Origin of the sequence: Mesorhizobium caraganae, from assembly GCF_016836705.1 — a bacterium.
Classification (GTDB): Bacteria; Pseudomonadota; Alphaproteobacteria; order Rhizobiales; family Rhizobiaceae; genus Mesorhizobium; species Mesorhizobium caraganae.
On sequence record NZ_JAFCGY010000001.1, the window covers coordinates 626,658 to 648,903 of the forward strand.

At 63.9% G+C, this 22,246-nt stretch carries 27 protein-coding genes, 1 tRNA gene and 1 pseudogene; 5 read left to right on the forward strand and 24 right to left on the reverse strand.

The window, feature by feature from the left end; genetic code table 11:
- Positions 1-23 precede the first annotated feature (23 nt).
- Positions 24-248 (reverse strand): hypothetical protein, encoded by a 225-nt coding sequence (locus tag JQK88_RS03035; RefSeq protein WP_192251952.1) that lies wholly within the window; start codon positions 246-248, stop codon positions 24-26.
- Between the two features lie 470 nt (positions 249-718).
- Between JQK88_RS03035 and JQK88_RS03040 the strand changes: the two genes are divergently transcribed.
- Entirely contained in the window at positions 719-1,000 is a 282-nt protein-coding gene (locus tag JQK88_RS03040; protein ID WP_192251955.1) for a hypothetical protein, read from the forward strand.
- 210 nt (positions 1,001-1,210) lie between these two features.
- On the opposite strand, the gene JQK88_RS03045 is transcribed toward JQK88_RS03040, so the two are convergent.
- Entirely contained in the window at positions 1,211-2,350 is a 1,140-nt protein-coding gene (locus JQK88_RS03045) for an MFS transporter (protein WP_203277936.1), read from the reverse strand.
- Between the two features lie 156 nt (positions 2,351-2,506).
- Between JQK88_RS03045 and JQK88_RS03050 the strand changes: the two genes are divergently transcribed.
- Positions 2,507-3,025 (forward strand): GNAT family N-acetyltransferase, encoded by a 519-nt coding sequence (locus tag JQK88_RS03050; protein WP_192251958.1) that lies wholly within the window; start codon positions 2,507-2,509, stop codon positions 3,023-3,025.
- 35 nt (positions 3,026-3,060) lie between these two features.
- On the opposite strand, the gene JQK88_RS03055 is transcribed toward JQK88_RS03050, so the two are convergent.
- From JQK88_RS03055 to JQK88_RS03125, 15 genes are all read right to left on the reverse strand, one after another.
- A complete protein-coding gene (locus JQK88_RS03055; RefSeq protein ID WP_203277388.1) occupies positions 3,061-4,449 on the reverse strand; it encodes an NAD(P)-binding protein in 1,389 nt (462 codons plus the stop codon).
- Positions 4,450-4,498: 49 nt separating this feature from the next.
- The gene (locus JQK88_RS03060; RefSeq protein ID WP_192251964.1) at positions 4,499-4,819 is read right to left on the reverse strand and encodes an ArsR/SmtB family transcription factor; all 321 of its coding nucleotides are present in this window, start codon (positions 4,817-4,819) and stop codon (positions 4,499-4,501) included.
- 69 nt (positions 4,820-4,888) lie between these two features.
- Positions 4,889-5,311 carry an arsenate reductase (glutaredoxin) gene (gene arsC, locus JQK88_RS03065; protein ID WP_203277389.1) on the reverse strand — a complete coding sequence of 141 codons (423 nt, stop codon included), beginning with the start codon at positions 5,309-5,311 and terminating at the stop codon, positions 4,889-4,891.
- Positions 5,308-5,997, reverse strand: coding sequence for an aquaporin (locus JQK88_RS03070; RefSeq protein ID WP_203277390.1), 690 nt, complete (start codon positions 5,995-5,997; stop codon positions 5,308-5,310). Before JQK88_RS03070 ends, arsC begins: the two co-directional genes overlap by 4 nt.
- A gap of 5 nt (positions 5,998-6,002) precedes the next feature.
- Positions 6,003-6,512, reverse strand: coding sequence for an arsenate reductase ArsC (locus JQK88_RS03075; protein WP_203277391.1), 510 nt, complete (start codon positions 6,510-6,512; stop codon positions 6,003-6,005).
- A gap of 26 nt (positions 6,513-6,538) precedes the next feature.
- Positions 6,539-6,871, reverse strand: a complete 333-nt coding sequence (locus JQK88_RS03080) for an ArsR/SmtB family transcription factor (protein WP_112559132.1) — start codon at positions 6,869-6,871, stop codon at positions 6,539-6,541.
- A gap of 299 nt (positions 6,872-7,170) precedes the next feature.
- Positions 7,171-7,255, reverse strand: a tRNA-Leu gene (locus JQK88_RS03085).
- Between the two features lie 162 nt (positions 7,256-7,417).
- Complete coding sequence (locus JQK88_RS03090) at positions 7,418-8,038, reverse strand: 2,3-bisphosphoglycerate-dependent phosphoglycerate mutase (protein WP_203277392.1); 621 nt, start codon at positions 8,036-8,038, stop codon at positions 7,418-7,420.
- 94 nt (positions 8,039-8,132) lie between these two features.
- Complete coding sequence (dapB, locus tag JQK88_RS03095; protein ID WP_192258700.1) at positions 8,133-8,954, reverse strand: 4-hydroxy-tetrahydrodipicolinate reductase; 822 nt, start codon at positions 8,952-8,954, stop codon at positions 8,133-8,135.
- On the reverse strand, positions 8,951-10,810 hold the full coding sequence (locus tag JQK88_RS03100; RefSeq protein ID WP_203277393.1) for an ABC transporter ATP-binding protein: 1,860 nt from the start codon (positions 10,808-10,810) through the stop codon (positions 8,951-8,953). The genes dapB and JQK88_RS03100 overlap by 4 nt, the downstream gene beginning before the upstream one ends.
- 169 nt (positions 10,811-10,979) lie before the next feature.
- Entirely contained in the window at positions 10,980-11,996 is a 1,017-nt protein-coding gene (locus tag JQK88_RS03105) for a glucokinase (protein ID WP_210388211.1), read from the reverse strand.
- 91 nt (positions 11,997-12,087) lie between these two features.
- Positions 12,088-13,185: a penicillin-insensitive murein endopeptidase gene (mepA, locus tag JQK88_RS03110; RefSeq protein ID WP_203277394.1), complete on the reverse strand. Its 1,098-nt coding sequence runs from the start codon at positions 13,183-13,185 to the stop codon at positions 12,088-12,090.
- A 64-nt stretch (positions 13,186-13,249) separates the two neighbouring features.
- Complete coding sequence (locus JQK88_RS03115; RefSeq protein WP_203277395.1) at positions 13,250-14,152, reverse strand: SDR family oxidoreductase; 903 nt, start codon at positions 14,150-14,152, stop codon at positions 13,250-13,252.
- Entirely contained in the window at positions 14,149-15,303 is a 1,155-nt protein-coding gene (gene queG / locus JQK88_RS03120; protein ID WP_203277396.1) for a tRNA epoxyqueuosine(34) reductase QueG, read from the reverse strand. Before queG ends, JQK88_RS03115 begins: the two co-directional genes overlap by 4 nt.
- Positions 15,284-15,976: a glutathione S-transferase family protein gene (locus tag JQK88_RS03125; RefSeq protein WP_112559120.1), complete on the reverse strand. Its 693-nt coding sequence runs from the start codon at positions 15,974-15,976 to the stop codon at positions 15,284-15,286. Before JQK88_RS03125 ends, queG begins: the two co-directional genes overlap by 20 nt.
- Before the next feature lie 169 nt (positions 15,977-16,145).
- Between JQK88_RS03125 and JQK88_RS03130 the strand changes: the two genes are divergently transcribed.
- Entirely contained in the window at positions 16,146-16,952 is an 807-nt protein-coding gene (locus tag JQK88_RS03130) for an undecaprenyl-diphosphate phosphatase (protein ID WP_203277397.1), read from the forward strand.
- Positions 16,953-17,051: 99 nt separating this feature from the next.
- Here the strand turns inward: JQK88_RS03130 and JQK88_RS03135 are convergent, their stop codons facing one another.
- Positions 17,052-17,429 (reverse strand): YraN family protein, encoded by a 378-nt coding sequence (locus JQK88_RS03135; RefSeq protein WP_162739130.1) that lies wholly within the window; start codon positions 17,427-17,429, stop codon positions 17,052-17,054.
- On the reverse strand, positions 17,422-18,330 hold the full coding sequence (gene rsmI, locus JQK88_RS03140) for a 16S rRNA (cytidine(1402)-2'-O)-methyltransferase (RefSeq protein ID WP_203277398.1): 909 nt from the start codon (positions 18,328-18,330) through the stop codon (positions 17,422-17,424). The genes JQK88_RS03135 and rsmI overlap by 8 nt, the downstream gene beginning before the upstream one ends.
- A gap of 187 nt (positions 18,331-18,517) precedes the next feature.
- Here rsmI and JQK88_RS03145 point away from each other — a divergent pair, with 187 nt between their 5' ends.
- A complete protein-coding gene (locus JQK88_RS03145) occupies positions 18,518-18,709 on the forward strand; it encodes a hypothetical protein (protein WP_203277399.1) in 192 nt (63 codons plus the stop codon).
- Between the two features lie 7 nt (positions 18,710-18,716).
- Positions 18,717-18,905 carry a hypothetical protein gene (locus tag JQK88_RS03150; protein WP_203277400.1) on the forward strand — a complete coding sequence of 63 codons (189 nt, stop codon included), beginning with the start codon at positions 18,717-18,719 and terminating at the stop codon, positions 18,903-18,905.
- A gap of 137 nt (positions 18,906-19,042) precedes the next feature.
- On the opposite strand, the pseudogene JQK88_RS03155 reads toward JQK88_RS03150, so the two are convergent.
- From JQK88_RS03155 to JQK88_RS03175, 5 genes and pseudogenes are all read right to left on the reverse strand, one after another.
- Positions 19,043-19,361, reverse strand: a pseudogene (locus tag JQK88_RS03155) (low molecular weight protein tyrosine phosphatase family protein).
- A gap of 63 nt (positions 19,362-19,424) precedes the next feature.
- Positions 19,425-19,748, reverse strand: a complete 324-nt coding sequence (locus tag JQK88_RS03160; RefSeq protein WP_203277401.1) for a hypothetical protein — start codon at positions 19,746-19,748, stop codon at positions 19,425-19,427.
- Between the two features lie 117 nt (positions 19,749-19,865).
- Positions 19,866-21,023, reverse strand: a complete 1,158-nt coding sequence (gene hemW / locus JQK88_RS03165) for a radical SAM family heme chaperone HemW (RefSeq protein ID WP_203277402.1) — start codon at positions 21,021-21,023, stop codon at positions 19,866-19,868.
- Positions 21,023-21,670, reverse strand: a complete 648-nt coding sequence (gene rdgB / locus JQK88_RS03170) for an RdgB/HAM1 family non-canonical purine NTP pyrophosphatase (RefSeq protein ID WP_192258689.1) — start codon at positions 21,668-21,670, stop codon at positions 21,023-21,025. Before rdgB ends, hemW begins: the two co-directional genes overlap by 1 nt.
- Entirely contained in the window at positions 21,670-22,080 is a 411-nt protein-coding gene (locus JQK88_RS03175) for a VOC family protein (RefSeq protein WP_203277403.1), read from the reverse strand. Before JQK88_RS03175 ends, rdgB begins: the two co-directional genes overlap by 1 nt.
- Positions 22,081-22,246 lie beyond the last annotated feature (166 nt).

Here is a 22,246-nt window from a genome sequence, read left to right on the forward strand (position 1 = left end):
CTGAGGCCAACTGGACCGGCCACCTAGGCAGTGTGAGCAGGTGAGGCGTCTACGACAAGCTCGTCGACTTTCTGGGCGTGCTCGGCAGCTATGTTGACCAAAGCGGCAGCTGTTTCCTGGGGTGTCCACCCTTGAGCCAATGCCGCCGCCACCAGCTCGCCAAATGCCGCCTCCAATGCGACTTCACAATTGATCTCCCGATCTTGGCTGGTCTCGGACAGGATCGGCGCTTGCACGGATTGCGTCATAACTTTGCACCCAAATGCCGGTCTTACCGGAGCCCAAAAAAGCTCAGTATGGCGATGACGATAACAACAGCCCCAACGGCCCATATGATCCTGTTCACGACGGCTCTCCCTGTTCACACCAAAACCTAAGTCGCAGGCAAGCTCCGGCTTCAAACCGCGATCTCAAACAACAGTCAGACGTGCTCCGTGTTCCCAAAAAGTCCTGCCCATAGGACCATTGCTCGTTTTATCGGACTTAGGTCCCACGCAGCCGAAGCACGCTCCGGGCCGCCGAACGAGGCTCGGAATGTCCGGTGACTGGGAGGCGCGAGTGGGGCGGGTTTCCTTGGCTGACCAAACATAGGAGGCGTGTGCGTTTGGAAGCCGCTCCGGTTCAGACCGAAGTCTTATCGTACTACGACTGAATACCCTGAGCAGGAACAAAGGCTTACAGCCGCCGTTGCCCCTCGAGAAACTTAAAGGAGGAAGACATGGCCGACGGACCAACTGTTGTGAATTCTGGAGGGGGCGCAGGAACGGCGGTAGCGATTGTTGTCGCAATCGTTGCAATCGTTGCCCTGCTTTTTGTCACCGGCGTCATAAATCTCAATGGCGGCGGTGGTGGAGAAGACGTCAACGTGAAGGTCGACGTGCCCAAGGTCGAGGCGCCAGCCTCTGCTCCCAAGGTCGAGGCGCCTGCCTCAGCGCCCAAGGTTGAGGCACCTGCGCCTGCGCCGGCGGCTCCAGCCCCGGCTCCCGCCTCCGGCGGTTGAGCCGATCGGCTGCGGCTCCAGCGCGGGAGGAGCGCTGGAGCCAGCTTTTCACCGGGGAACAAGGCAATGGATGATCCACACAACAGCGTACTGGAAGCTCGGTGGCTTCTTGCCGTGCCGGCTTCGGTGCTCTTCGCGGTCCTGTTGGCCGGCTTGATACTGACCTGAAACAACTTTTCAACGCCGATTGGAGCGCCTGGCAACTTGCCGTTAGCTGGTGCGGATGCGTCGCATGGCCTCGCGCTTCAAGGCAAACAGTGTGCCGACCAGCGCCACGTTGATCAGCGCGAGGCCGAGCAGCACCGTCAGCAATCCCCGCTCACCGGTATGTTGAAGCAGCAGCGCGCCGACGGAGGGCGCCGCGGCTTGAGCGATCAAACTCGGCATGGCGAGCCGACCCATCAGCTTCGCATAGCCGGTGGCGCCAAACAGGGCGAGCGGCAACGTGCCGCGCGCGATCGATTCCAGGCCGATGCCAGCGCCGTAGAACACCAGGGCGACCGGCAGTACCGGCAGCCCGGTCCAGAGTGTCGCCACACCGATGACAACAAACGTCACCGAGGCAAGTTTCGTCCAGATCGGATGGTGATAGCGCGCGATCATCATCTCGATGGCGCGGGCGCCGACCTGGGAAGGACCGACCAGCGCGCCGAGGCCGACCGCCGCGCCGAGCGCCAGGCCGGTGGATTGCAGCACGGTCAGCAGATGCACCGACAAGGTCGACGATATGACCGCTGAGAACGTGATGCTTGCCGCCAGCGTCGCCATCAGCGGCAGGCTGCGCGGCGCCAGGCCCGGTTCCGGCGCGACAGTCGTCTGCGCAGACGCTTCGGCGGGAACGCCGCGCGGCAGGATGAGCAGATAGGCCGGCAATGCCACCACAAGCTGGAGTGCCGCATAAACCAGGCACACGCCGCGCCAGCCGAACGCATCGAGCAGAAACGCCGAAATCGGCCAGCACACCGTGCTGGCGAAACCGCCAAACAGCGTCAGGCTGGTGATGGTCGAACGGGCGCTGCGCCCATACAGCCGTCCGAGCGCGCTGAAGGCGGCGTCATAAAGACCGGCGCCCATGCCGAAACCAATGATCAGCCAGCCGGCGACGAAGACGGCCAGCGTCGGCGACGCGGCAAGAACGAGCTGGCCAATGCCCAGGCAAACGGCGCTGAAGGCGAGCGTCATGCGGCCACCGCGGCGTTCGATCGCGGCACCGACATGCGGCGATATCAGGCCCGCGACAAGCAGCCCGAGCGACAGGCTGCCGATCACCCAGGGAAAGGGCCAGCCGGTCTGGGCCGACACGGCAGGGCCAATGACGGCCGGCAGATAGTAGGAGGAGCCCCATGCCATGATTTGCGTGAGGCCGAGGGTCGTGACGATGACCGGACGACTTGGGATTGTAGCCACTCAGGCATGCTCCCGGGAAGCGAGCAAAGCGGCTATGGTCGGTGCCTTCACGCGCCCGTAAAAGCCCGCTATTTCTGACCCCTCAAGAGGAAAAGCCTGATGCGCATCGCCGTGTTTGATGAGAATGAGGCAAGGCTTCATGTGCAGGCCCTGGCCGAGATGCTGATCCAGAGCGTCGAAGACGGCGCGCTCGTCGGCTTCGTGCTTCCTTTCGACGAGCCTCAGGCGCTGGCGCATTGGGAGGGTGTTTTCCGTTCGGTGAGGGAAGGCGAACGGCTCCTCATCTGCGCCGATATCGACGGCCGTGTCGTCGGCACGGTTCAACTTTATCTTTCGCCGGAGCCGAACGCGCCACACCGGGCCGAGGTTTACAAACTCCTTGTTCATCGCGACTTCCAGCGGCAAGGCATCGGTCTCGCTCTCATGCAGGCGGTCGAGCGTGAGGCTATGAGCAGAAAACGGACTTTGCTCCTCCTCGATACGGTCGAGGGCGGGGCCAGCGAGCGACTCTACAGGCGGCTCGACTGGCATGAGGTCGGCTCTGTCCCGCACCACTTTGTCGACCCGCATGGCCAGCCGAAAGTCTCCATCTATTTCATGAAGCATCTGTCGCTTTAGGCCGCGCATGCCGGCCGTCGATGGTGGCAGCGGGCTCACGCGGCAACGCCGCAACCGCACCCACCCTTGCCGACAGCTTTCGCCTCGGCATCGGCGACGCAGCAGGCATCCGCCTCCTTTGCTGCCGGGCCGCCGCAACAGCCTTTTGAGGCATCGCCAAGTGAAGAAGACGGCACCGTACAGACACCGGTTTCCGGCAGCACCAGTTTCACTGCGTCGGCGGAAACCATGTCGCCGGCAAGCGCGGCGGCGACAGAGCGGACCTGCTCATAACCCGTCAGCAGCAGGAAGGTTGGCGCCCTGCCATAGCTCTTGATGCCGACCGTGTAGAAGTCGGGCTCGGGATGGCTGAGCTCACGGTGGCCATGCGGCGGCACATCACCGCAAGAATGCTCGTTGGGATCGATGAGTGGCCCCAGTGCCTTGACGCCTTCAAGCCACGGATCGAGGTCGAGGCGAAGCTCCCTGGTCAGCGAGAGATCGGGCCGCTGCCCGGTTGCGGCGATGATGCGGTCGACAGGGCCGACCTGGCGCAAACCGCCTGCGGTCTCGCCTTCGACGACCAGACGATTTTCTTGCGCACGGATGGCGACGGTCGCAAATCCTGTTACCAGCGAGACGCGGCCGCTTTCCGCCAGTTCGCGAACATCGGCACCAAGCTCGCCGCGCGCCGGCAAAGCATCGGCATCGCCGCCGCCATAGATGCGCACGAGGTCGGTGCCGCGCGTCACCCAGATGGACGCGGTGCCGGGCTCGGCATCGGCCAGTCTGGCGAGTTCGAGCAACGCATTGGCGGCCGAGTGCCCCGAACCGGCAACCAGCGTCCTGCGGCCGGCATAAAGAGCGCGGTCACGGCCGAGAATATCGGGGATGCCATAGGCGATACGGTCGGCATTCTCTGCCTCGCCCTCGGCCGCGATTCCGCCCGCGCCGAGCGGATTGGGCATCTGCCAGGTGCCGGAGGCATCGATGACGGCGCGGGCGCTGTCTCGCCTTGTGCCATTGGCCGTTTCGACCACCAGCATGAAGGGCCGCGTCTCGCGTGCTTTGCTCAGCACCTTGTCGGCGCCCCAGCGCGAGATACCAATGACGCGAGCGCCGGTTTCGATCACCGGCGCCAGTTCCGGCAGCCCGGCAAGCGGTTCCAGGTAATGCTCGACAAGCTCGCCGGCGGTGGGGAATGCCTCGGGCTCCGGCATGTGCCAGCCATGGGCCTTGAGCAATTTTCTCGCCGCGCGATCGATGCAATAGCGCCAGGGCGTGAACACCCTGACATGGCCCCAATCCCGCAGGTTGGACGCAACGCCGCTGCCGGACTCATAGACCTTCACCGGCAGGCCCTGTTCCAACAGATGGACCGCTGCCGCCAACCCAACCGGACCGGCGCCGATGACGGCAATGGGTAGATCGCTTTGCGGGGTCATTTCTATACCTTCCATCATTCCGGGATTATCGAAATAACAAGCAAAAAAATTACGCGGCTACTTCTCCGGTGGCGGGAGTGCAGGCGGCATCGGCACAGCATTCGTCGGCGAGGAAACCGATCAGATCCTGCATGATGGGATAGTTGGCGCGGCAGATCAGCGTCGTCGCCTGCCGCTCCTGAGTCACCAGGCCGGTGAGGATCAGCCGGTGCAGGTGATGCGACAAAGTCGAGGCAGCGATGCCGATACTCTCCTGCAAATAGCCGACCGGCCTGCCGGCTGCACCGGCCCTGACCAGCGTGCGATAGAGGTTCAGCCGCGTCGGGTTGCCGAGCGCTTCAAGCTGTTTTGCTGCTTGTTCCAGTTTCATCGAAATACAATACGCCAGTGACCGAGGCCGTCAAGTGTTATTTCGACTGCCATCGAAATAACACGCTGCTCAGATGACGCGCTTGCCCTCGGTATCGATGACGACCTCACCGTCCTCCTTTGTGAAGGCGCCGATCTGCGGATTTGGAAGGATGTCGAGAACCGCTTCCGACGGCCGCGCCAGCATGACGCCGAGCGGTGTCACCACGATCGGCCGGTTGATCAGGATCGGATGCGCCAGCATGAAATCGACAATCTCGCCGTCGCTCCATTTGCGATCGCCGAGGTTGAGCTCGGCATAGGGGGTACCCTTCTCGCGCAGCAAGTCGCGCGGTGTCATCCCCATCGCCGCAATCAGCTCGACGAGCCTTTCGCGCGACGGCGGCGTCTTAAGATACTCGATCACTTCCAGCTCCTCGCCGGACTGGCGGATGATCGCCAGCGTGTTGCGTGAGGTGCCGCAATCGGGATTGTGATAGATGGTGATGGTCATTGCGCAGCTTTCATCTCTGGCTCGGGTTTGGGTACTGAAAGCAGCCAGCCGGCCAGCGCCATGGCGAGTAGCGCGCCAAGCAGTTCGGCGACGATGAAGGCCGGGACATCGAGCGGCCGGATGCCGGCAAATGTATTCGATAAGGCACGCGCGATGGCGACGGCCGGATTGGCAAACGAGGTCGAGGCGGTGAACCAATAGGCCGATGTGATGTAGAGCCCGACCAGCCACGGAATGGCGTCGCTGCGAAAACGCAGGCCGGCAAGAATAGTGAAGACAAGGCCAAAGGCGGCCGCGATCTCCGCGATCCACTGGCCGCTTCCGGCCCTCACGGTCTGGGAGATTTGCAGGATCGGCAGGTCGAACATGGCGTGCGCCAGGAATGTACCTGCGATGCCGCCCGTGATTTGGGCGATGACGTAAGCGATAGCCGCCTTTGTCTGGATTTCCCGTCGCAAGGCAAAGACCAGTGTCACCGCCGGATTGAAATGCGCCCCGGAAATCGGCCCAAGAATGGTGATCAGCACCACCAGCATAGCGCCCGTCGGGATCGTGTTGCCGAGCAGCGAAAGTGCCACGTCGTCGGTCAAGCGATCGGCCATGATGCCCGAACCGACGACCGCGGCAACCAGCATGGCGGTGCCGAGCGCTTCGGCGACAAGGCGCCGTGACAAATCAGTGGCCATGCTGTTCAGCCTGCATTGGGGTGATTGCGACCGATCTCATCCAGGCGCTTCTGCAAGGCAAGCTTGTCGACCGTATTCATCGGCAGGCTTACGAAGATTGAAATCCTGATGTTGAGCATGCGGTAGGCATCGGCGAATGCCAGGTGCTTTTCAGCATCCGTGCCCTCGACGGCTGCGGGATCGGGCACTCCCCAATGCGCCGTCATCGGCCGCCCCGGCCATACAGGACAGGATTCATTGGCTGCGTTGTCGCAGACAGTGAAAACGAAATTCATCTCCGGTGCGCCCGGCACCGCAAATTCCTCCCAGTCCTTCGAACGGGCAAAGGAGGTATCGTGGTTGAGGGTCTTCAGAAGCTGCAGCGCATAGGGATGGACCGCACCCTTCGGATGGGAACCGGCGGAAAAGGCCTTGAACCTGCCGGCGCCGACACGGTTCAGGATCGCCTCCGCGAGGATCGACCGCGCCGAATTACCGGTGCACAGAAACAACACGTTGTAAATCTGATCGCTCATTGCTTCCTCCCCTGCCATTTGCCGGCCTAACACTTGCAAGTCACCGCCTGGATTACCGGCTGGCAAAGCTCCGGGGCACCGTTGCAGCAATCCTCCATGAGGTAAGCAAGCAAGTCGCGAAAACCGGTCATGTCGGCGACATAGCGAATGGTGCGCCCCTCGCGCTCGGCGCGGACCAGCCCGGCATGGCCAAGTATCTTCAGATGCGCCGACATGGTGTTCTGGACGATGCTTAGGCGCGATGCGACCTCGCCGGCGGGCACGCCTTCAGCGCCGGCCCGAACCAGCAGCCGGAAAACCTCCAGCCTTGTATCCTGGCCAAGCGCCGCAAGCGCGAGAAGGGCGGTCTCTTTGTCCACGTATCCATAAATCCAGATTTATCGTCATGTAGCCAAGGCGTATGACATTTAGATGACATTCAGCAAATCGGATCGATCGTTGGCAGACAGCCGTTGGCGAGGACAGACGGCAAGGGATGCGCCTGCAAGCTGGCAACAAAAAAAGCCCGGACGAACCGGGCTTTTTTTGAACGAAGATTGATGCGCCCCAGCGGGCTCAATCAAACCATCACCAGTCCTCCTTCGCCAAGGCTTCGGAGGACACTCCTTCGTCTAACGACTTCGGGTGGCCTGCCACCCGAAGCTCGAAGAGCGAAGGGTGGTGCCCAGAAGAGGACTCGAACCTCCACTCCTTGCGGAACACGGACCTGAACCGTGCGCGTCTACCAATTCCGCCATCTGGGCTGGTGCGGGCTCATGTAAGCGGGCAAGCGACAGGTGTCAACGCGCTTTTTTCGACGGGCCGCTGCATGCCGGCTTAGTTCCCGCCGTTGGCGCTGCCCCTCACCTGCCTGCCGGCATCCTCTCCCAGTATAGTGAAGGGGAGAAGGGGACGAAGCTGAAGCCTCAGCCTTCCAGCACGTCCTTCGACGCCACGGTGGAATCGGCGTTGAGCTTGTAGATCACCGGCACGCCGGTGCCGAGCTCGAGCCTGACGATCTCCTCGCCGCTCTTGCCGTCCAGCGCCATGATCAGCGCCCTGAGCGAATTGCCGTGCGCTGCGACCAGCACCGTGCCGCCCCTCAGCACATGCGACTGCATGTCGTGCAGATAGTACGGCCAGACGCGGGCGCCGGTGTCCTTCAGGCTTTCGCCGCCGGGCGGCGGGACGTCGTAGGAGCGGCGCCAGATGTGCACCTGCTCTTCGCCCCACTTCTTGCGCGCGTCGTCCTTGTTGAGGCCGGAGAGGTCGCCATAGTCGCGCTCGTTCAGCGCCTGGTCGCGGATCGTCTTGAGGTCGCTCTGGCCGACGGCGTCGAGAATGTGCTGGCAGGTCTTTTGCGCCCGGATCAGTGCCGAGGTGAAGGCGATGTCGAATTTCAGCCCGCGCGCCTTGAGCTTCGCACCTGCTTCCTTGGCCTCCTTGTGGCCCTGCTCGGTCAGGTCGACATCGCGCCAGCCGGTGAACAGGTTCTTCAGGTTCCATTCGCTCTGGCCGTGGCGCACGAGCACGAGAGTTCCCGACATGTTTGCTCCTTCGAGTTGTGGGGTGGGTCTGAGCAATTCCAGGAAAAGTGTGTAGCGGTTTTCCGTCCGGAATTGCGTAAGAAAAATAGATGCCTCAGCTCAGGCCGAGCACGTCCCGCATCGAATACAGTCCAGGCTTCTTCGCGCGAGCCCAAAGCGCCGCCTTTACGGCACCGCGGGCAAAGATCGCGCGGTCCTCGGCATGGTGCGACAGGGTGATGCGCTCGCCGGTGCCGGCCAGGATCACGCTGTGGTCGCCGACCACCGAGCCGCCACGCAAGCTGGCGAAACCGATCGTTCCAGGTTTGCGCACGCCGGTATGGCCGTCGCGCGCGCGCACATCGTTGCCGGTAAGCGCAATACCGCGTCCCGCCGCCGCCGCTTCGCCGAGCAGCAAGGCGGTGCCTGACGGCGCGTCGACCTTGTGCTTATGGTGCATTTCGAGGATCTCGATGTCGAAATCGTCGGCGTCGAGCGCGCGCGCCGCTTGTTCCACCAGCACCGCCAGCAGATTGACGCCGAGGCTCATATTGCCGGATTTGACGATCGTCGCGTGGCGCGCCGCGGCTTCGATCTTGGCGTTGTCTTCCGCCGAACAGCCGGTGGTGCCGATGACATGGGCAATGCGCGCCTGCGCGGCGTAGCCGGCGAACTCGACGGTAGCGGCCGGAGCGGTGAAATCGAGCACGCCGTCGGCTTTGGCGAACACCGGCAGCGGGTCGTCTGAGATCGTCACATTGATGATGCCGATGCCGGCAAGTTCACCGGCATCCTTGCCGAGATAGGGCGACCCGGGCCGTTCGACCGCGCCGACGACGCGCGCGCCGGGGATCGAATGGATAGCGCGGATCAGCGTCTGGCCCATGCGGCCGGCCGCCCCCACCACCACCAGGCCCATATCGCCGGATTCGCTCATACGGTCCTCCCCAACACCTTCTTTCCACGCAAGCGCGGCAGCGGAGTTTGGATTGGCTTGGCGTCGTCGACAAGCCCCAGCCCCTTCTTGCCCTGCACGCGGTGGAAGCGGGCGTAGACGCTGTGCGGATCGGCCATCAGCGCGGCGTGCGTGCCTTCCTCGACCAGCCGGCCCTGCTCCATGACGATGATGTGGTCGGCATTGACCACGGTCGACAGACGGTGCGCGATCACGATGGTGGTGCGGCCGGCCATGACGTGGGTGAGCGCTTCCTGGACGCGGGCTTCGGCCTCGTTGTCGAGCGCCGAGGTCGCTTCGTCGAGCAGCAGGATCGGTGCGTTGCGCACGATGGCGCGAGCGATCGAGACGCGCTGGCGCTGGCCGCCCGACAGCGTCGCGCCGCTTTCGCCGACCGGCGTGTCGTAGCCTTGCGGCTGCTGGCGGATGAAGTCGTCGGCCGCGGCCTGGATCGCCGCCTGCTCGATCTCGGCATCGGTGGCCGAAAGCCGGCCATACCTGATGTTGTCGCGGATGGTGCCTTCGAACAGATAGGGCGACTGCGAGACATAGGCGATCGAACTTCGCAGCGAGTGTTTGGTGACTTTCGAAATGTCCTGGCCGTCGATTTCGATCGTGCCTGCATCGACATCGTAAAAACGCTGCAGCAGCGCCACCAGCGTCGTCTTGCCGGCGCCCGAAGCGCCGACGATGGCTGTCATCTTGCCGGCGGCGGCGGTAAAGCTCAGATCCTGCAGCACCGGCACTTCCTCGACATAGCGGAATGACACGTTGTTGAACCGCACCGCGCCGGTGGTGAAATGCGCCTCTGTGGCGCCTGGCGCGTCGCCCTGCTTCGGCTCGCGGTCGAGCAGCTCGTAGATCATGCGCGCATTGACCAGCGCCCGCTCCATGCTGACCTGCATGCGCGCTAGACGTCGCGCCGGGTCATAGGCCAGGATCAGCGCGGTGATGAACGAAAACACCGCGCCCGGCGGCTGCCCGAGGACCAGTGCCCGATAGCCGGAATAACCGATGACCGCGGTCACCGCGAGGCCAGCCAGCATGTCGGAGATCGGCGACAGCCGTTCCGAAACGCGGGCGATCTTGTTGCTGCGCTGTTCGGCGCTGGCGGCGAGGTCGCCGATGCGGCGCGACAGCTCCTCCTCCATGGTGAAGGCCTTGACGATGGCGATGCCTTGCGTGGCCTCCTGCACCGCCCCGATCAGCCGGGAATTGATCAGCACGGATTCCCGGTTGATCTTGCGTACCCGGCGCGTGATGTAGACGACGGCCCAGATCAGCGGCGGTCCGATCAGCAGTGAACTCAGCGACAGCACCGGATCCTGGTAAATCATGACGCCGACAAGGCCGACCAGCGTGACGGCGTCGCGGGTGATCGAGACGATGGTCAACGACAAAAGGTCGCGAATACCGCCGACATTCTCATTAACCTGCGCCGCCAGCCGGCCCGAACGCGTGTCGTTGAAGAAGTCGACGCCGAGCTTCATCAGATGATCGAAGATGCGTCTCTGGTAGCGCGCCACCAGATTGTTGCCGATCGTGGCCAGCGCCACCGCCTGGCCGTAGCCGGCGAAGCCGCGGATCATGAAGGCGCCCATGAAACCGGCGCAGATCCACAAGACGGCGCCGCCCTGCCGTTCGTAGAAGATCTGGTTGACCATCGGCGCCATGATCCAGGCGCTGAAGGCCGTCGTGCCCGAAACCAGCAGCGAACAGATGATGGCGACGGCATAGTGCCAGCGATAGTCGCGGCTGTTTTCAGCCAGGATGCGGCGCAGCACCGCCGAGACCTCGGTCGGCCGCACCTTCACTCTGTTTGGGCTTTGAAGTGTCAAATCTGCAGCGCTTCGTCGGTTTCCGCAGGATAGAGCGGGCTGGAATTCGGTCCCCTCTTAACGCCCCGGCCGTGGCTTGCCTATGGCGAAACTTCGTCGCGGCCCGAGCCGTGGATCACCAAAGCTGCAATCTTGTTTCGGAAAAGACTTATGTTCGAGCCGAAATATATCACGCCCGCCAGCGCCGTCCCGCGGTCTGGACGCCGAACAGCGACGGGTTGCGGGCATAGGCGGCGAGGCCCAGAAGCGCCGCCAGCGGGTGGGTGATGACATAGACCGGCATGGTGCGCATCAGCGCGCTGTGCGGCGCCTTGTCCTCGAAGGCGGCGCGGAAATTGCCTTCCTTCAGAGCCGGCACGATCTTTTGCGCGATGCCGCCGGTCAAAAACACGCCGCCGCGGCTCATGAACACCAGCGCGAGATCGCCTGCGGTGCGGCCAAGGCAAGTGACGAACAGCGCCAGCGCTTCCTCGGCGACGGCATCGGTCTTCGCCAGTGCCGCTCCGGTGATTTCGGCCGGCGTGGTGAAGGGAGAAGGTTTTCCGTCGGCCTTGGCCACCGCCCTATAGACATTGACCAGGCCGCGCCCACACAGGATCTGTTCGCCTGAAATGCGCCCTTCGAGCTTTTCGATATGCGGGAACACCTCGAAATCGCGGGGTGTACGCGGCCCGATATCCATATGGCCGCCCTCGCCGGGCACCGGTATCCAGTGGTTGAGCGCATGGACCAGCCCGGCGACGCCGAGCCCTGTGCCGGGGCCGAGCACGACGCGCCCGGCATTCTCCTCCGGCGTGCCGCCGCCGATCTTTTCCATATGCTCTTCGCCGAGCGCCACGACGGCCAGCGCCTGCGCCTCGAAATCGTTGAGCACGACGATGTCGCTCAGGCCCAGATTGGAAAACATCTGCTTCGGCTTCACCACCCAGGGACAGTTGGTGAGCGGGATCTCGTCGCCATCGACTGGCCCGGCGATCGCCAGCACCGCCGAATTCGGCCGGATGGACGAGCGGTCGAGCACCGCCGCCTGGATCGCCTCGTCGATGGTGTTGAAATTGGCCGTCTGCACGATCTGCGGCTCGCCGGCTTCCGAATTCGCATCGAGCACGATCGAAAAGCGCGCATTGGTGCCGCCGATATCGCCGATCAAAACTGGAAACCGCAACGCTGCGTCGTCGCCTGACATGCTCTTGATCGTCCCCTTTGCGACGCCGTTGCGCCCGCTTCAATCGATTGACTAGCGCATGACCCAGGAAAGGGGAAGCGTCAGGTCGCCTTTACTGTCCGACGTTTGCCGGCGGCCGTCGCCTCGGCAGGGGAATGCCGATCTCCGGCGTCGCGGTGTAGGCGTTAGCGGCGCTTGGCAGGCCCGCCGCGTTGCCGTTGATGGGCGGCAAAGGCGCATCAGGTTCGGGCGCCCTGGCCGCGATCGGCACGCCGCCGCCGCGATAGGTGACGGCTTCAACCGAGTCGGCATCGGGCTGGTCGAGCACGAACTGGCATTGTTTCGGCAGGTTCGCCATCGTCATCACGTCGCGCGCCTTGGGCGCGTCCGGGTTCTTGTTGGGCCTCCACGGCTCCGCGGTGAACCACCAGGCCAGCGGCTTGCCGCAGCCGTCATCGTCTGGTGTCGCTTCCTGTCCCTTGCAGTTGGGCGAGCCCGGCTGGCAGCCGATACGGATATGGAAATGATAGTCATGGCCCCAGAACGGCCGGATCTTGCGCAGCCAGGAACGGTCGCCGGTGACGGTGTCGCAAAGCTTCTTCTTGATGCCGGGATTGACCAGGATGCGCTCGACTTCCGGATAGCTTGCCGCACGCTTCAGCAGCTGCGTGTGCATCGGCTTCCACAGCCTGTCCTTCACCAGATGCGTCTTTTCGTCGACCATCAGCGTGGCGCTGATGTTTTCGCGCTCCTGGGTCGTGAGCTTGCGGTCGGGCATTGGTGTCAGCCAGATGTCGGCGTCGAGGCCGATCTGGTGCGAGGCGTGTCCGGTCAGCATCGGCCCGCCGCGCGGCTGCGAGATATCGCCGATCAAAAGCCCCGGCCAGCCGTCGGCGGCGGCATCGCGCGACAGTTTCTCGATCAGCGCGATCATCGTCGGATGGCCCCAGCGGCGGTTGCGCGACGGTCGCATCACCTCCCAGTTCTGACCGTCCATCGGAATGGCGACGCCGCCGGTGAAGCAGCCCTTGGAATAGAAGCCGAAGGATTGCGCCGCCGCCACGGCCGGCAGCTTCTTGGCGCCGAACAGGTCTTTTGCCCGCGGCTCGGCCGTGATTGCGCCCGCCACCAGTCCGGCCAGCGCCACGATCGCCAGCGCCGCCGTCAGGAACGGCCGCCTGCCGGGCAAGGATCGCATCGAAATCGTCATGAGCCCCCTCTGCTGCAGGCCGCCAATTCAAGCGAATCATAGCACGCCCGGCGCCGCGTTTCGATTATCCGCCCTTGATCGGGCTGCGCGGCTCGCCATCGCGCCAGCTCCCGTCAGCCCACATCCGGTCGAATGCCTGGCGGTAGTCCGGAAAGCGGAACCGATAGCCCACCGCCTTGATCGCTGTGTTGGCGACGCGCTTGTTCTCGCCATAGAAAGACCGCGCCATGGGCGAAAGTTGGGCGGTCTCGAAAGGAATTTCCGGCGGCGGTTCGACGCCCATCAGCGAAGCTGCATAGGTGACGACATCCTGCGGCGGCGCCGGCTCGTCATCGGTTACGTTGAAAATGCCTGATGTATTGCCGTCGACGAGATGCCACAGCGCACCGGCAATGTCGTCGCAATGGATACGGTTGAACACCTGGCCGGGCTTGACCAGCCGCCGCGCGGTGCCGTTTTCCAGATTGACCAGCGCATTGCGGCCTGGCCCGTAAATCCCGGAAAGCCGCAGGATCGCCACCGGCTTGCCGATGTCGCGGCCAAGCTCCAGCCAATCCTGCTCGGCATCCACCCGCATCACCGAGCGCTTCGACACCGGCCGGCATGCCGCTGTCTCGTCGACCCAGCCGCCGCCATAGTCGCCGTAGACACCGACGGTGGAGAGGTAGCCGATCCAGCGAAGGGCGGGCATCGCTGTTATCGCCAGGCGCGCGGCGTTGAGCACCGGGTCGCCGGCCTCCTCCGGCGCCACGGAGACGATCAGATGCGTGGTATTCTCCAGCGCCTCGCCAGCCTCAGGCGTCAACGCGCCGTCGAACAGTAGCGGCGCGATGCCAGCCTGCTTCAGTGATTCGAGTTTTTCAGGCGAGCGCGAGGTGCCGAAAACCGTCGCCTTTTCCTCGTTGGCACGGGCAAAGGCCTTGCCGGAATAGCCGGCGCCGAAGATGAAGATCTGCTTTTCGCTCATACATGCGCCTCTGTTGGCAGCGCGGACAGCCATTCGTCGCGCACTGTCGTGTCGGTTTCGGTTTTCGAGCCGATGGCCGCCAACTCGGCGAATTCAGCCTCCGATGCCAGCCGCGCCAGCGCCCACACCGCCGCGCCGCGCACCAGCGGCGAGGCATCGTCCAGCAAAACGCGCACCGAACTGGCCAGCGAAACATCGCCGGAATTGCCGGCGGCGATCAGCACATTACGGACAAAGCGGTCGCGGCCGATGCGTTTGATCGGCGAGCCCGAGAAGAAAGACCGGAACGTGGCATCGTCCAGCTGCAACAGCTCCGCCAGCGCCGGCTCGCGCAATTCGTCGCGCGCGGCGAGTTTTGCCTCCGCGGCGGCGCGGGCGAACTTGTTCCACGGGCAGGCGGCCAGGCAATCGTCGCAGCCATAGATCCGGTTGCCGATCTTCTCGCGGAATTCATGCGGGATCGGCCCCTTGTTCTCGATGGTGAGGTAGGAGATGCAGCGCCTGGCATCGAGCCGATAGGGCGCCGGAAAGGCATCGGTCGGGCAGGCGTCGAGACAGGCGCGGCAGGAGCCGCAATGGTCTACCTCGGCTGCATCGGGCGCCAATTCCGCCGTGGTGAAGATGGTGCCGAGGAACAGCCACGAGCCGTGCTTGCGGCTGACCAGATTGGTGTGCTTGCCTTGCCAGCCGAGCCCGGCGGCCTCGGCCAGCGGCTTCTCCATCACCGGCGCGGTGTCGACGAACACCTTCACGTCGCCGCCGGCCCGCGCCACGATCTTGCCGCCGATCTCCTTCAGCCGGCCCTTCATCACCTCGTGATAGTCGCGATTCTGCGCATAGACCGAGATCGCGCCGCGGTCGCGCCTTGCCTGCAGCGCACGCGGATCATGGTCGGGGCCGTAATTCATCGCCAGCACGATGATCGAGCGTACTTCGGGCCACAGCGTCGACGGTTCGCTGCGGCGCTCGAGCGTCTTGGCGATCCACGCCATCGAACCATGAAAACCATCGGCGACGAATTCGGCGAGCCGTCCCGGCGCCAGCGGGATCGAGTCAGGCGTGGTGACGGCCACCGCATCGAAGCCGGCGCGCCGTGCCTCCGCGTCGATCAGCGCGCGCAGGGTTTCGCGTTTAGAAGTCGAGGTCCGCATAATGCGACACCGGCGACAGGCCGCGCACCCGGTCGGAGAGCAGCGGCCGGAACGACGGCCGCGATTTCACCCGCGTGTACCATTCGCGCGCCGCGGCATGCTCGCGCCAGTCGATCTCGCCGAGATAATCCAGCACCGACAGCGTCGCGGCCGCTGCCAGGTCGGCATAGGTGACCTTGCTGCCGGCCAGCCAATGGCGGGTGCCGGCCAGCCAGTTGGTGTATTTCATATGCTGGCGGATGTTGGCGCGCGCGGCCCGGATCGCGCCAGAATCGGGCGAACCGCCGCCCGCCGTCTCCGGCATGATCGGCTTCAGCACGCGTTCGCGCACCAGATGCCTGGTCACTTCGCTCTCGGCCTTGTTGAGATACCAGTCGGTCAGCCGGCGGATTTCGGCGCGCTGCATCGGGTCTTCGGCAAACAGGCGCTTGTCGCGCTTCAGCACACCGCGCGTCTCGTCGAGATATTCGGCAATCACCATGGCGCCGACGATCGGCACGTCGCCCTCGGCAAGCAGGATCGGCAAGGTGCCGGCCGGGTTCAGCGCCAGGAACTCCTTGCGCCGCGTCCACGGTTTTTCCTCGATCAGCGCCAGCTCCTCGCCATACTCGCCAAAGGCGAGGCGAACGAAGCGGCAGGTGGCGAACATCGGGTGATGGAAAAGCGTCAGCATGGTTCCGCGATAATTCAGCGCACTGGCGAATCGCAGGGCGCACCGGTAAGTCTTGGCGGCCCGTCATGCGGCCGTCACGGTATTGCGACCTATAGGGGGACTTCCGCGCCGTGACAAGCAAGCCCTTTTGCAAGCCGTTTCCTTCCGTCACTTGAATGCCGAGGTTGCCATGGATAGCCACACCATTGTCGAAGCCCTGCTGCTCGGCCTGCTCGAGGGGCTGACCGAGTTCATCCCGGTGTCCTCCACCGGCCATATCCTGCTTGCCGGCCATTTCCTCGGCTTCCATTCTACAGGCAAGGCCTTCGAGATCCTGATCCAGCTCGGCGCCATCCTGGCGATCCTCAGCGTCTATTTCCGCCGCCTGTGGCAGATGCTGCTCGACCTGCCGCATGACAGGCTGACGCGGCATTTCGTCATCGGCATCCTCATCGCCTTCCTGCCGGCGGCCATCATCGGCGCGCTGGCGCATGATTTCATCAAGACCATCCTGTTCGAATCGCCGCGGCTGATCTGCATCATGCTGATCATCGGCGGCGTCGTGCTGCTGGCGGTCGACCGCATGAACCTCAAGCCCGTCTACCGCGACGTCGAACGCTTCCCGACCCGGCTCTATCTGCAGATCGGCCTGTTCCAGTGCCTGTCGCTGATCCCCGGCACGTCGCGCTCCGGTTCGACCATCGTCGGCGCGCTGCTTCTGGGCGTCGACAAGCGCGCGGCGGCGGAATTCTCCTTCTTCCTTGCCATCCCGACCATGGTCGGCGCCTTCGCCTTCGACCTGTTCAAGAACCGCAATGTGCTGACCACGGCCGACCTGCCGATCATCGCCATCGGCTTCGTCGCCGCCTTCGTCACCGCGCTGATCGTCGTCCGCTTCCTGCTCGATTACGTCTCGCGCAACGGCTACTCGCTGTTCGGCTGGTGGCGCCTGGTGGTGGGAGGTGTGGGCTTGGTGGCGTTGATGATTTTGGGGTGAGGAGTGGTCCGCGAAGCGGACGGAAAGCCAATTGCTTGGCTTTCCGAACGACGAACGCCCTGAGCCAGCGAAGGGTGAGCAACGCCTGTCACTAGCCCCTCAACTCCTCCCATAAAACGCATTCTCGACATGCACCGGCCAGCGCCAGGGCAGCACCGCCACCATGTCGAACCGCATCGACAGCTTTCCGTAGTCCGGCTGCCGCGACAGCCAGATGTCGGCGGCGCCCTCGATGCGGCGCTCGGATTCATGGCCGATCGCCTCCATCGCCTCCATCAGCGTGCGCCGCGCCTTGACCTCGACGAACAGCACGAGGTCACCGCGCCTGGCGATCAAGTCGATTTCACCGAAGCGCGTGCGATGGCGGCGCGCAAGAATGCGGTAGCCCTTCAGCATCAGCGCCGCTGCCGCCAGCCACTCGCCGCGATGGCCGCGCCGATAGGCCTTTTGGCGGCTGGCGCTCGGGCGCTCAGCCACCCTCGCCTTCTCCAGCGGCATCCCTGAGCTCAAGCAGCCGCCGGTACAGCGCCTGCTTCTGCCCGCCGGTCATCTTCGCCGCTTCCGCCGCCGCCTTGGAGGCCGGCATTTCGGCCGCCAGCGACAGAAGCAGCCGGTCGATGTCGGCGGGTTGGTCGGCCTTGACCTCGGCCGGGCCGACACAGATGACGATCTCGCCCTTCGGCGTGTCGGCCGCCGCATAGTGGTCGGCCAGCGCCTGCAAAGTGCCGGTGCGCATCTCCTCAAAGGTCTTGGTCAGCTCGCGGCCGATGGCTGCCTTGCGCTCGCCACCCAGCGCCTCGACCATGGCAGCCAGCGTTTCGGCCAGCCGGCGTGGCGATTCGAAGAAGATCAGCGTCGCCGGCACCGCCCTGAAGGTTTCGAGCTTGGTCAGCCGCTGCCCTGATTTCACCGGCAAAAACCCGGCGAACAGGAAGGCGTCGGACGGCAGGCCCGACGCCGTCAACGCCGCCAGCGGCGCCGACGGACCCGGGATCGGCACGACGCGCAGGCCGCGCTCCTGCGCCTCGCCGACCAGCCGGTAGCCGGGATCGGAGATCAGCGGCGTGCCGGCATCGGAGATCAGCGCCACGCTCTGCCCGGCCTCGAGCGCTGCGATCAGCTTCGGCCCTGCCTCGCCGGCATTGTGCTCGTGATAGGCGGTGGTGCGACGGCGGATGCCGTAGCGGTCGAGCAGCACGCGCGAGACGCGGGTGTCCTCGCAGGCGACAATGTCGGCGGCGGCCAGCGTTTCCAGCGCGCGCAGCGTGATGTCGGAGAGATTGCCGATCGGCGTCGCCACCAGATAGAGCGCCGGCTCGAGCGGTCGGGCCGGCATCTTGGTCTGGCCGATCACATAGCTGCGTTTTTCGCCGGTCACCGCTCACTCTCCGTTCAGCCCTGTTTGGCACGGCGCAGGCGCGGTTGCAAAAGCCCGGCGTCCCGCCTCAACCTGACCGCCCCAAACCTGACGCCGATGTAATCCGGCCGCCATGTCTTTGCCATAGTGGGGAACGAAACCGTGGCCGGCGGATTGAATACCTGAGTCTCTTGAGGAGGAGGACAGGATGGACAGCCTCAAATTGCAGGACGTTTTCGAGCCCTACTATGCCGGGCGCAACCGCGTGCCCGCGCCAAAGGACAAGCGTCTGCTCGCCAAGAGCGAGACCAGCCTGACCAAGCGGGCCACCACCCCCTTGCCGACGAATGTCAGGCTTTCCGACAATCAGCCCCAGCCAAGCAGCCCGACGGAGCACTGACCGGACGATGCCCAATCGCTTCGATATCTTCATCACCCGTCTTGAAACCAAGAGCGCCAGAGAAGGCGTGCCGCCGCATCCGATGAACGACCAGCACAGCGTCCGCCGCGACAAGGCCGACGCCAAGCCGGCCCGACCCGGCGACGCGCATGCCGCAAAGGACCGTGGCAAGCGCCGCTTCAAGCACGACGCTTGATCTCGCAGACCTTCTGCGGTTGGGCGAGACGGTTGATCCTTCGTCATCCTTGGCGAAGCAAGGAGCGTAGCGACGCGGCGCAGACCATAGGATCCATGCCGTGACGAAGGCGTGGATGCCAACGCCCCGCATCTTGTTCAACCGAGATACCGCGAAACGCGCACCTCCAACAGACGCACCAGTTCCGGATCCATGAATTCATAGTCATCAGGGATGTCGAGGCAGACCACCCGCGTTCAGGCCCGCCTTGAATTTCTTCTGCAATTTGGTGCGATGCGCCTTTTCCATGACGAAGATGATGTCGGCCCAGGCCACCAGTTCATGCGTCAGCGGCGTGTCGGCGTCGTGATTGGTGCCGGCCGACTCAACCTCGATGTCCCTGCGCTTGGAAAACACCTGCTCGGCAGTCGGGCTGCGCAACCGGTTCTGGCTGTAGACAAAGAGGACGTTCCTCAAGAGTTTCCATCTTATTGGCTATTGCCCTGGCTAGAAACCCAAACTGCGCTCCGCCGCGTGCAATTACTCATCCCATATCTCTCGTATCGATTTTGTCAGAGGGATGTACTGATCCATAGTAAGTCCATACAGATCGAATTCTATAGAATCATCCTTGGCGATCGCTCTAAGCCTGATGCCGATGAAGGTGATAAAGCTGGTTACGACGCTGAATTCACTCAGATTGGCTGTCTTTCCCTTGGTGAGAACTTTTCCGTTCTTGATAAAAATTACTTCTGCCTCATAGAAATCTTCGTCTTTCGACGGTTTAGAGATCTCGCCCAGTCCAAACTCGAACACATCATCAGTGTTCAATGTCCGCAGCGTCTCGTGGATCAGGAACTTCATCGCAGGACCATCTGGATACGGCGCGGGCACGCCTTCGGTTCAACAAGCCGAACTTCTAGCATCCTTACTGGAGCCGATAAATCGTCCACCACAGACTAGCCACTTGGCCTGTGGGGCTTACCGCGCCAGATCGGCCACCACGGCATCAAGCACGATCATGCCGGCCGGCGTGGCGCGCAGGCGGGCGTTGCCGATCGGCGCCACCAGCCCCTCGTCCTGCAGCACCGACAGCCGCGCGCTGGACAAGCCGCGTCCGGAAAACGCCTCGTAGCGGGTAAGGTCGATGCCTTCGGCGAGCCGCAACCCCATCAGCAGGAACTCGTCAGCCTCCTCCGAACGCGTCAAGACTTCGCCGCCGGTGACGCCATGGCCCTTGGCCTCGACCAGATTGGCCCAGGTCTCCGGCATCCGCTCGGCGATGGTGACGGTGCGGTGGCCGTTCTCGATGAAGCGGCCATGCGCGCCCGGTCCGACGCCGACATATTCGCCATAGCGCCAGTAGGTCAGATTGTGCCGGCTTTCGGCGCCCTGCCGGGCGTGGTTGGAAATCTCGTAAGCCGGCAAACCATGCGCTGCGGTCACCTCTTGCGTCAGCGCGTAGAGATCGGCTGCCCGGTCATTGTCGGGAATGGTGAATTTGTGCGCCGCATGCAGCGCGTGGAACGGCGTGCCTTCCTCGATGGTCAGCTGGTAGAGCGACAGATGGTCGGCGGCGTGGCCGATCGCCTGTTCGAGCTCCGCCTGCCAAGCGTCCAGCGTCTGGCCGGGACGGGCATAGATCAGGTCGAAGGAAAGCCGCGGAAAAATCTCACGCGCCAGCCCGATGGCATGCAGTGCTTCCTCGACATTGTGCAGCCGGCCGAGAAAACGCAAATCCTTGTCGTTCAGCGCCTGCACGCCGAGCGACACCCGGTTGACGCCGGCGGCGCGGTAGCCGCGAAACCGCTCGGCCTCGACCGAGGATGGATTGGCTTCCAGCGTCACCTCGATGCCATCGGGCACGGTCCAGTTCTTGGCCACGGCGTCGAGCACCGCCGCCACCGTCTGGGGCTGCATCAGCGACGGCGTGCCGCCGCCGAGAAAGATGCTGGTCACTTCGCGCGGTCCGGTGCGCCTGCGCATCGTCGCGAGCTCGGTCTCGAAGGCGCGGGTAAAACGCTGCTGATCGACCGGCTGGTGGCGGACATGGCTGTTGAAGTCGCAATACGGGCATTTGGCCGCGCAGAACGGCCAATGGATATAGACGCCGAAGCCCGGGCTGCGGTCCAGCGGCATCAGGCTGAGCCTAACCTGGCGCGGGCGAATTTCTGGAAGGCGCGGGCGCGGTGCGACAGCGCCGTTGGCTGGCCGGGCTTCCAGCCATGCTTTTCCTCGGCGCTCATCTCGCCGAACGTCTTGTCGAAACCGTCAGGCAGGAACACCGGGTCGTAGCCGAAGCCGAGCTCGCCGCGCGGCGGCCAGACCAGCGTTCCCTCGGCCTCGCCGCGATAATATTCGGCCTCGCCGTCTGGGAAGGCGAGGCAGATGACGGCAACGAAGCGGCCCTTGCGCTGCGCCGGCTGGGCGGCGCCGACCTCTTGCAAGGCCACTTCTGTGCGCTGCATGGCCATGCCGAAGTCACGCGTGCCTTCCGGGGTTTCGGCCCAGTTGGCGGTGTAGACGCCGGGTGCGCCGTCGAGCGCGTCGACGCAGAGGCCCGAATCGTCCGACAGCGCCGGCAGGCCAGTGGCTTCAGCCGCGGCAAAGGCCTTGATATAGGCATTTTCCTCGAAAGTGGCGCCGGTCTCGTCCGGCTCCGGCAAGCCGTAGTCCTTGGCCGACTTCGCCTCGAAGCCGAACGGACCCATCAAATCGGCGAATTCGCGCAGTTTGCCTGCATTGTGGCTGGCGACGACGATCTTTTTTCCATCGAGAGAATGCATCAAAGGCCCCAGATTCGTGGCTCGGCGAATTCGATCGAATTGCCCGAGGGGTCGCGTATGTAGATCGAACGCCCGCCTTGCGGCCATTCGACTTCGCTTTCGATGGCGATGTTTTTCGCCTCAAGTTGCACCTTCCAGCGCCCGAGGTCATCCGCGCTTGCCGCAAAGCACAGATGGCCCTCGCCGACCGTGCCATGCGGCGGCACTTTCAGCCGCGCATCCGGCGCGGGCGGCACCTTGGTCGCCTCGGCGTTGAAGATCAGCAAAACGCCGGCGCCGCAGCGGAAGAAGAGATGGCGGCCGTCGACTTTGCCGAGGAGGTCGAGGCCGAGCACATCGCGGTAGAAGGTTTCTGCGGCCGCAAGATCGGTGACGTAAAGAGCGGATTCCAAAACAGCAGAGGGAGTCACGAGGCACCCCCCTCTGTGCTGCCGGACATCTCCCCCGCAAGGGGGGAGATTGGCAGTTCCGCTGGCAGCGTCTCAACGTTGATGGTTGGCGAAAACGGTAGCGACCTCTGATCTCCCCCCTTGCGGGGGAGATGGCCGGCAGGCCAGAGGGGGGTGTGAAGGATCG

What these genes read in the sequence shown, in the direction of transcription:
- JQK88_RS03050 (WP_192251958.1), top strand. Translation starts at nt 2,507, where the DNA reads ATGCGCATCGCCGTGTTTGATGAGAATGAGGCAAGGCTTCATGTGCAG.
- JQK88_RS03055 (WP_203277388.1), bottom strand. Translation starts at nt 4,449, where the DNA reads ATGACCCCGCAAAGCGATCTACCCATTGCCGTCATCGGCGCCGGTCCG.
- JQK88_RS03035 (WP_192251952.1), bottom strand. Translation starts at nt 248, where the DNA reads ATGACGCAATCCGTGCAAGCGCCGATCCTGTCCGAGACCAGCCAAGAT.
- JQK88_RS03160 (WP_203277401.1), bottom strand. Translation starts at nt 19,748, where the DNA reads ATGAAGTTCCTGATCCACGAGACGCTGCGGACATTGAACACTGATGAT.
- JQK88_RS03105 (WP_210388211.1), bottom strand. Translation starts at nt 11,996, where the DNA reads ATGTCAGGCGACGACGCAGCGTTGCGGTTTCCAGTTTTGATCGGCGAT.
- JQK88_RS03125 (WP_112559120.1), bottom strand. Translation starts at nt 15,976, where the DNA reads ATGCTGACGCTTTTCCATCACCCGATGTTCGCCACCTGCCGCTTCGTT.
- JQK88_RS03150 (WP_203277400.1), top strand. Translation starts at nt 18,717, where the DNA reads ATGCCCAATCGCTTCGATATCTTCATCACCCGTCTTGAAACCAAGAGC.
- JQK88_RS03070 (WP_203277390.1), bottom strand. Translation starts at nt 5,997, where the DNA reads ATGGCCACTGATTTGTCACGGCGCCTTGTCGCCGAAGCGCTCGGCACC.
- mepA (WP_203277394.1), bottom strand. Translation starts at nt 13,185, where the DNA reads ATGACGATTTCGATGCGATCCTTGCCCGGCAGGCGGCCGTTCCTGACG.
- JQK88_RS03130 (WP_203277397.1), top strand. Translation starts at nt 16,146, where the DNA reads ATGGATAGCCACACCATTGTCGAAGCCCTGCTGCTCGGCCTGCTCGAG.
- JQK88_RS03115 (WP_203277395.1), bottom strand. Translation starts at nt 14,152, where the DNA reads ATGAGCGAAAAGCAGATCTTCATCTTCGGCGCCGGCTATTCCGGCAAG.
- dapB (WP_192258700.1), bottom strand. Translation starts at nt 8,954, where the DNA reads ATGAGCGAATCCGGCGATATGGGCCTGGTGGTGGTGGGGGCGGCCGGC.
- JQK88_RS03090 (WP_203277392.1), bottom strand. Translation starts at nt 8,038, where the DNA reads ATGTCGGGAACTCTCGTGCTCGTGCGCCACGGCCAGAGCGAATGGAAC.
- JQK88_RS03045 (WP_203277936.1), bottom strand. Translation starts at nt 2,350, where the DNA reads ATGGCATGGGGCTCCTCCTACTATCTGCCGGCCGTCATTGGCCCTGCC.
- JQK88_RS03060 (WP_192251964.1), bottom strand. Translation starts at nt 4,819, where the DNA reads ATGAAACTGGAACAAGCAGCAAAACAGCTTGAAGCGCTCGGCAACCCG.
- JQK88_RS03145 (WP_203277399.1), top strand. Translation starts at nt 18,518, where the DNA reads ATGGACAGCCTCAAATTGCAGGACGTTTTCGAGCCCTACTATGCCGGG.
- JQK88_RS03075 (WP_203277391.1), bottom strand. Translation starts at nt 6,512, where the DNA reads ATGAGCGATCAGATTTACAACGTGTTGTTTCTGTGCACCGGTAATTCG.
- rdgB (WP_192258689.1), bottom strand. Translation starts at nt 21,670, where the DNA reads ATGCATTCTCTCGATGGAAAAAAGATCGTCGTCGCCAGCCACAATGCA.
- hemW (WP_203277402.1), bottom strand. Translation starts at nt 21,023, where the DNA reads ATGCCGCTGGACCGCAGCCCGGGCTTCGGCGTCTATATCCATTGGCCG.
- arsC (WP_203277389.1), bottom strand. Translation starts at nt 5,311, where the DNA reads ATGACCATCACCATCTATCACAATCCCGATTGCGGCACCTCACGCAAC.
- JQK88_RS03040 (WP_192251955.1), top strand. Translation starts at nt 719, where the DNA reads ATGGCCGACGGACCAACTGTTGTGAATTCTGGAGGGGGCGCAGGAACG.
- queG (WP_203277396.1), bottom strand. Translation starts at nt 15,303, where the DNA reads ATGCGGACCTCGACTTCTAAACGCGAAACCCTGCGCGCGCTGATCGAC.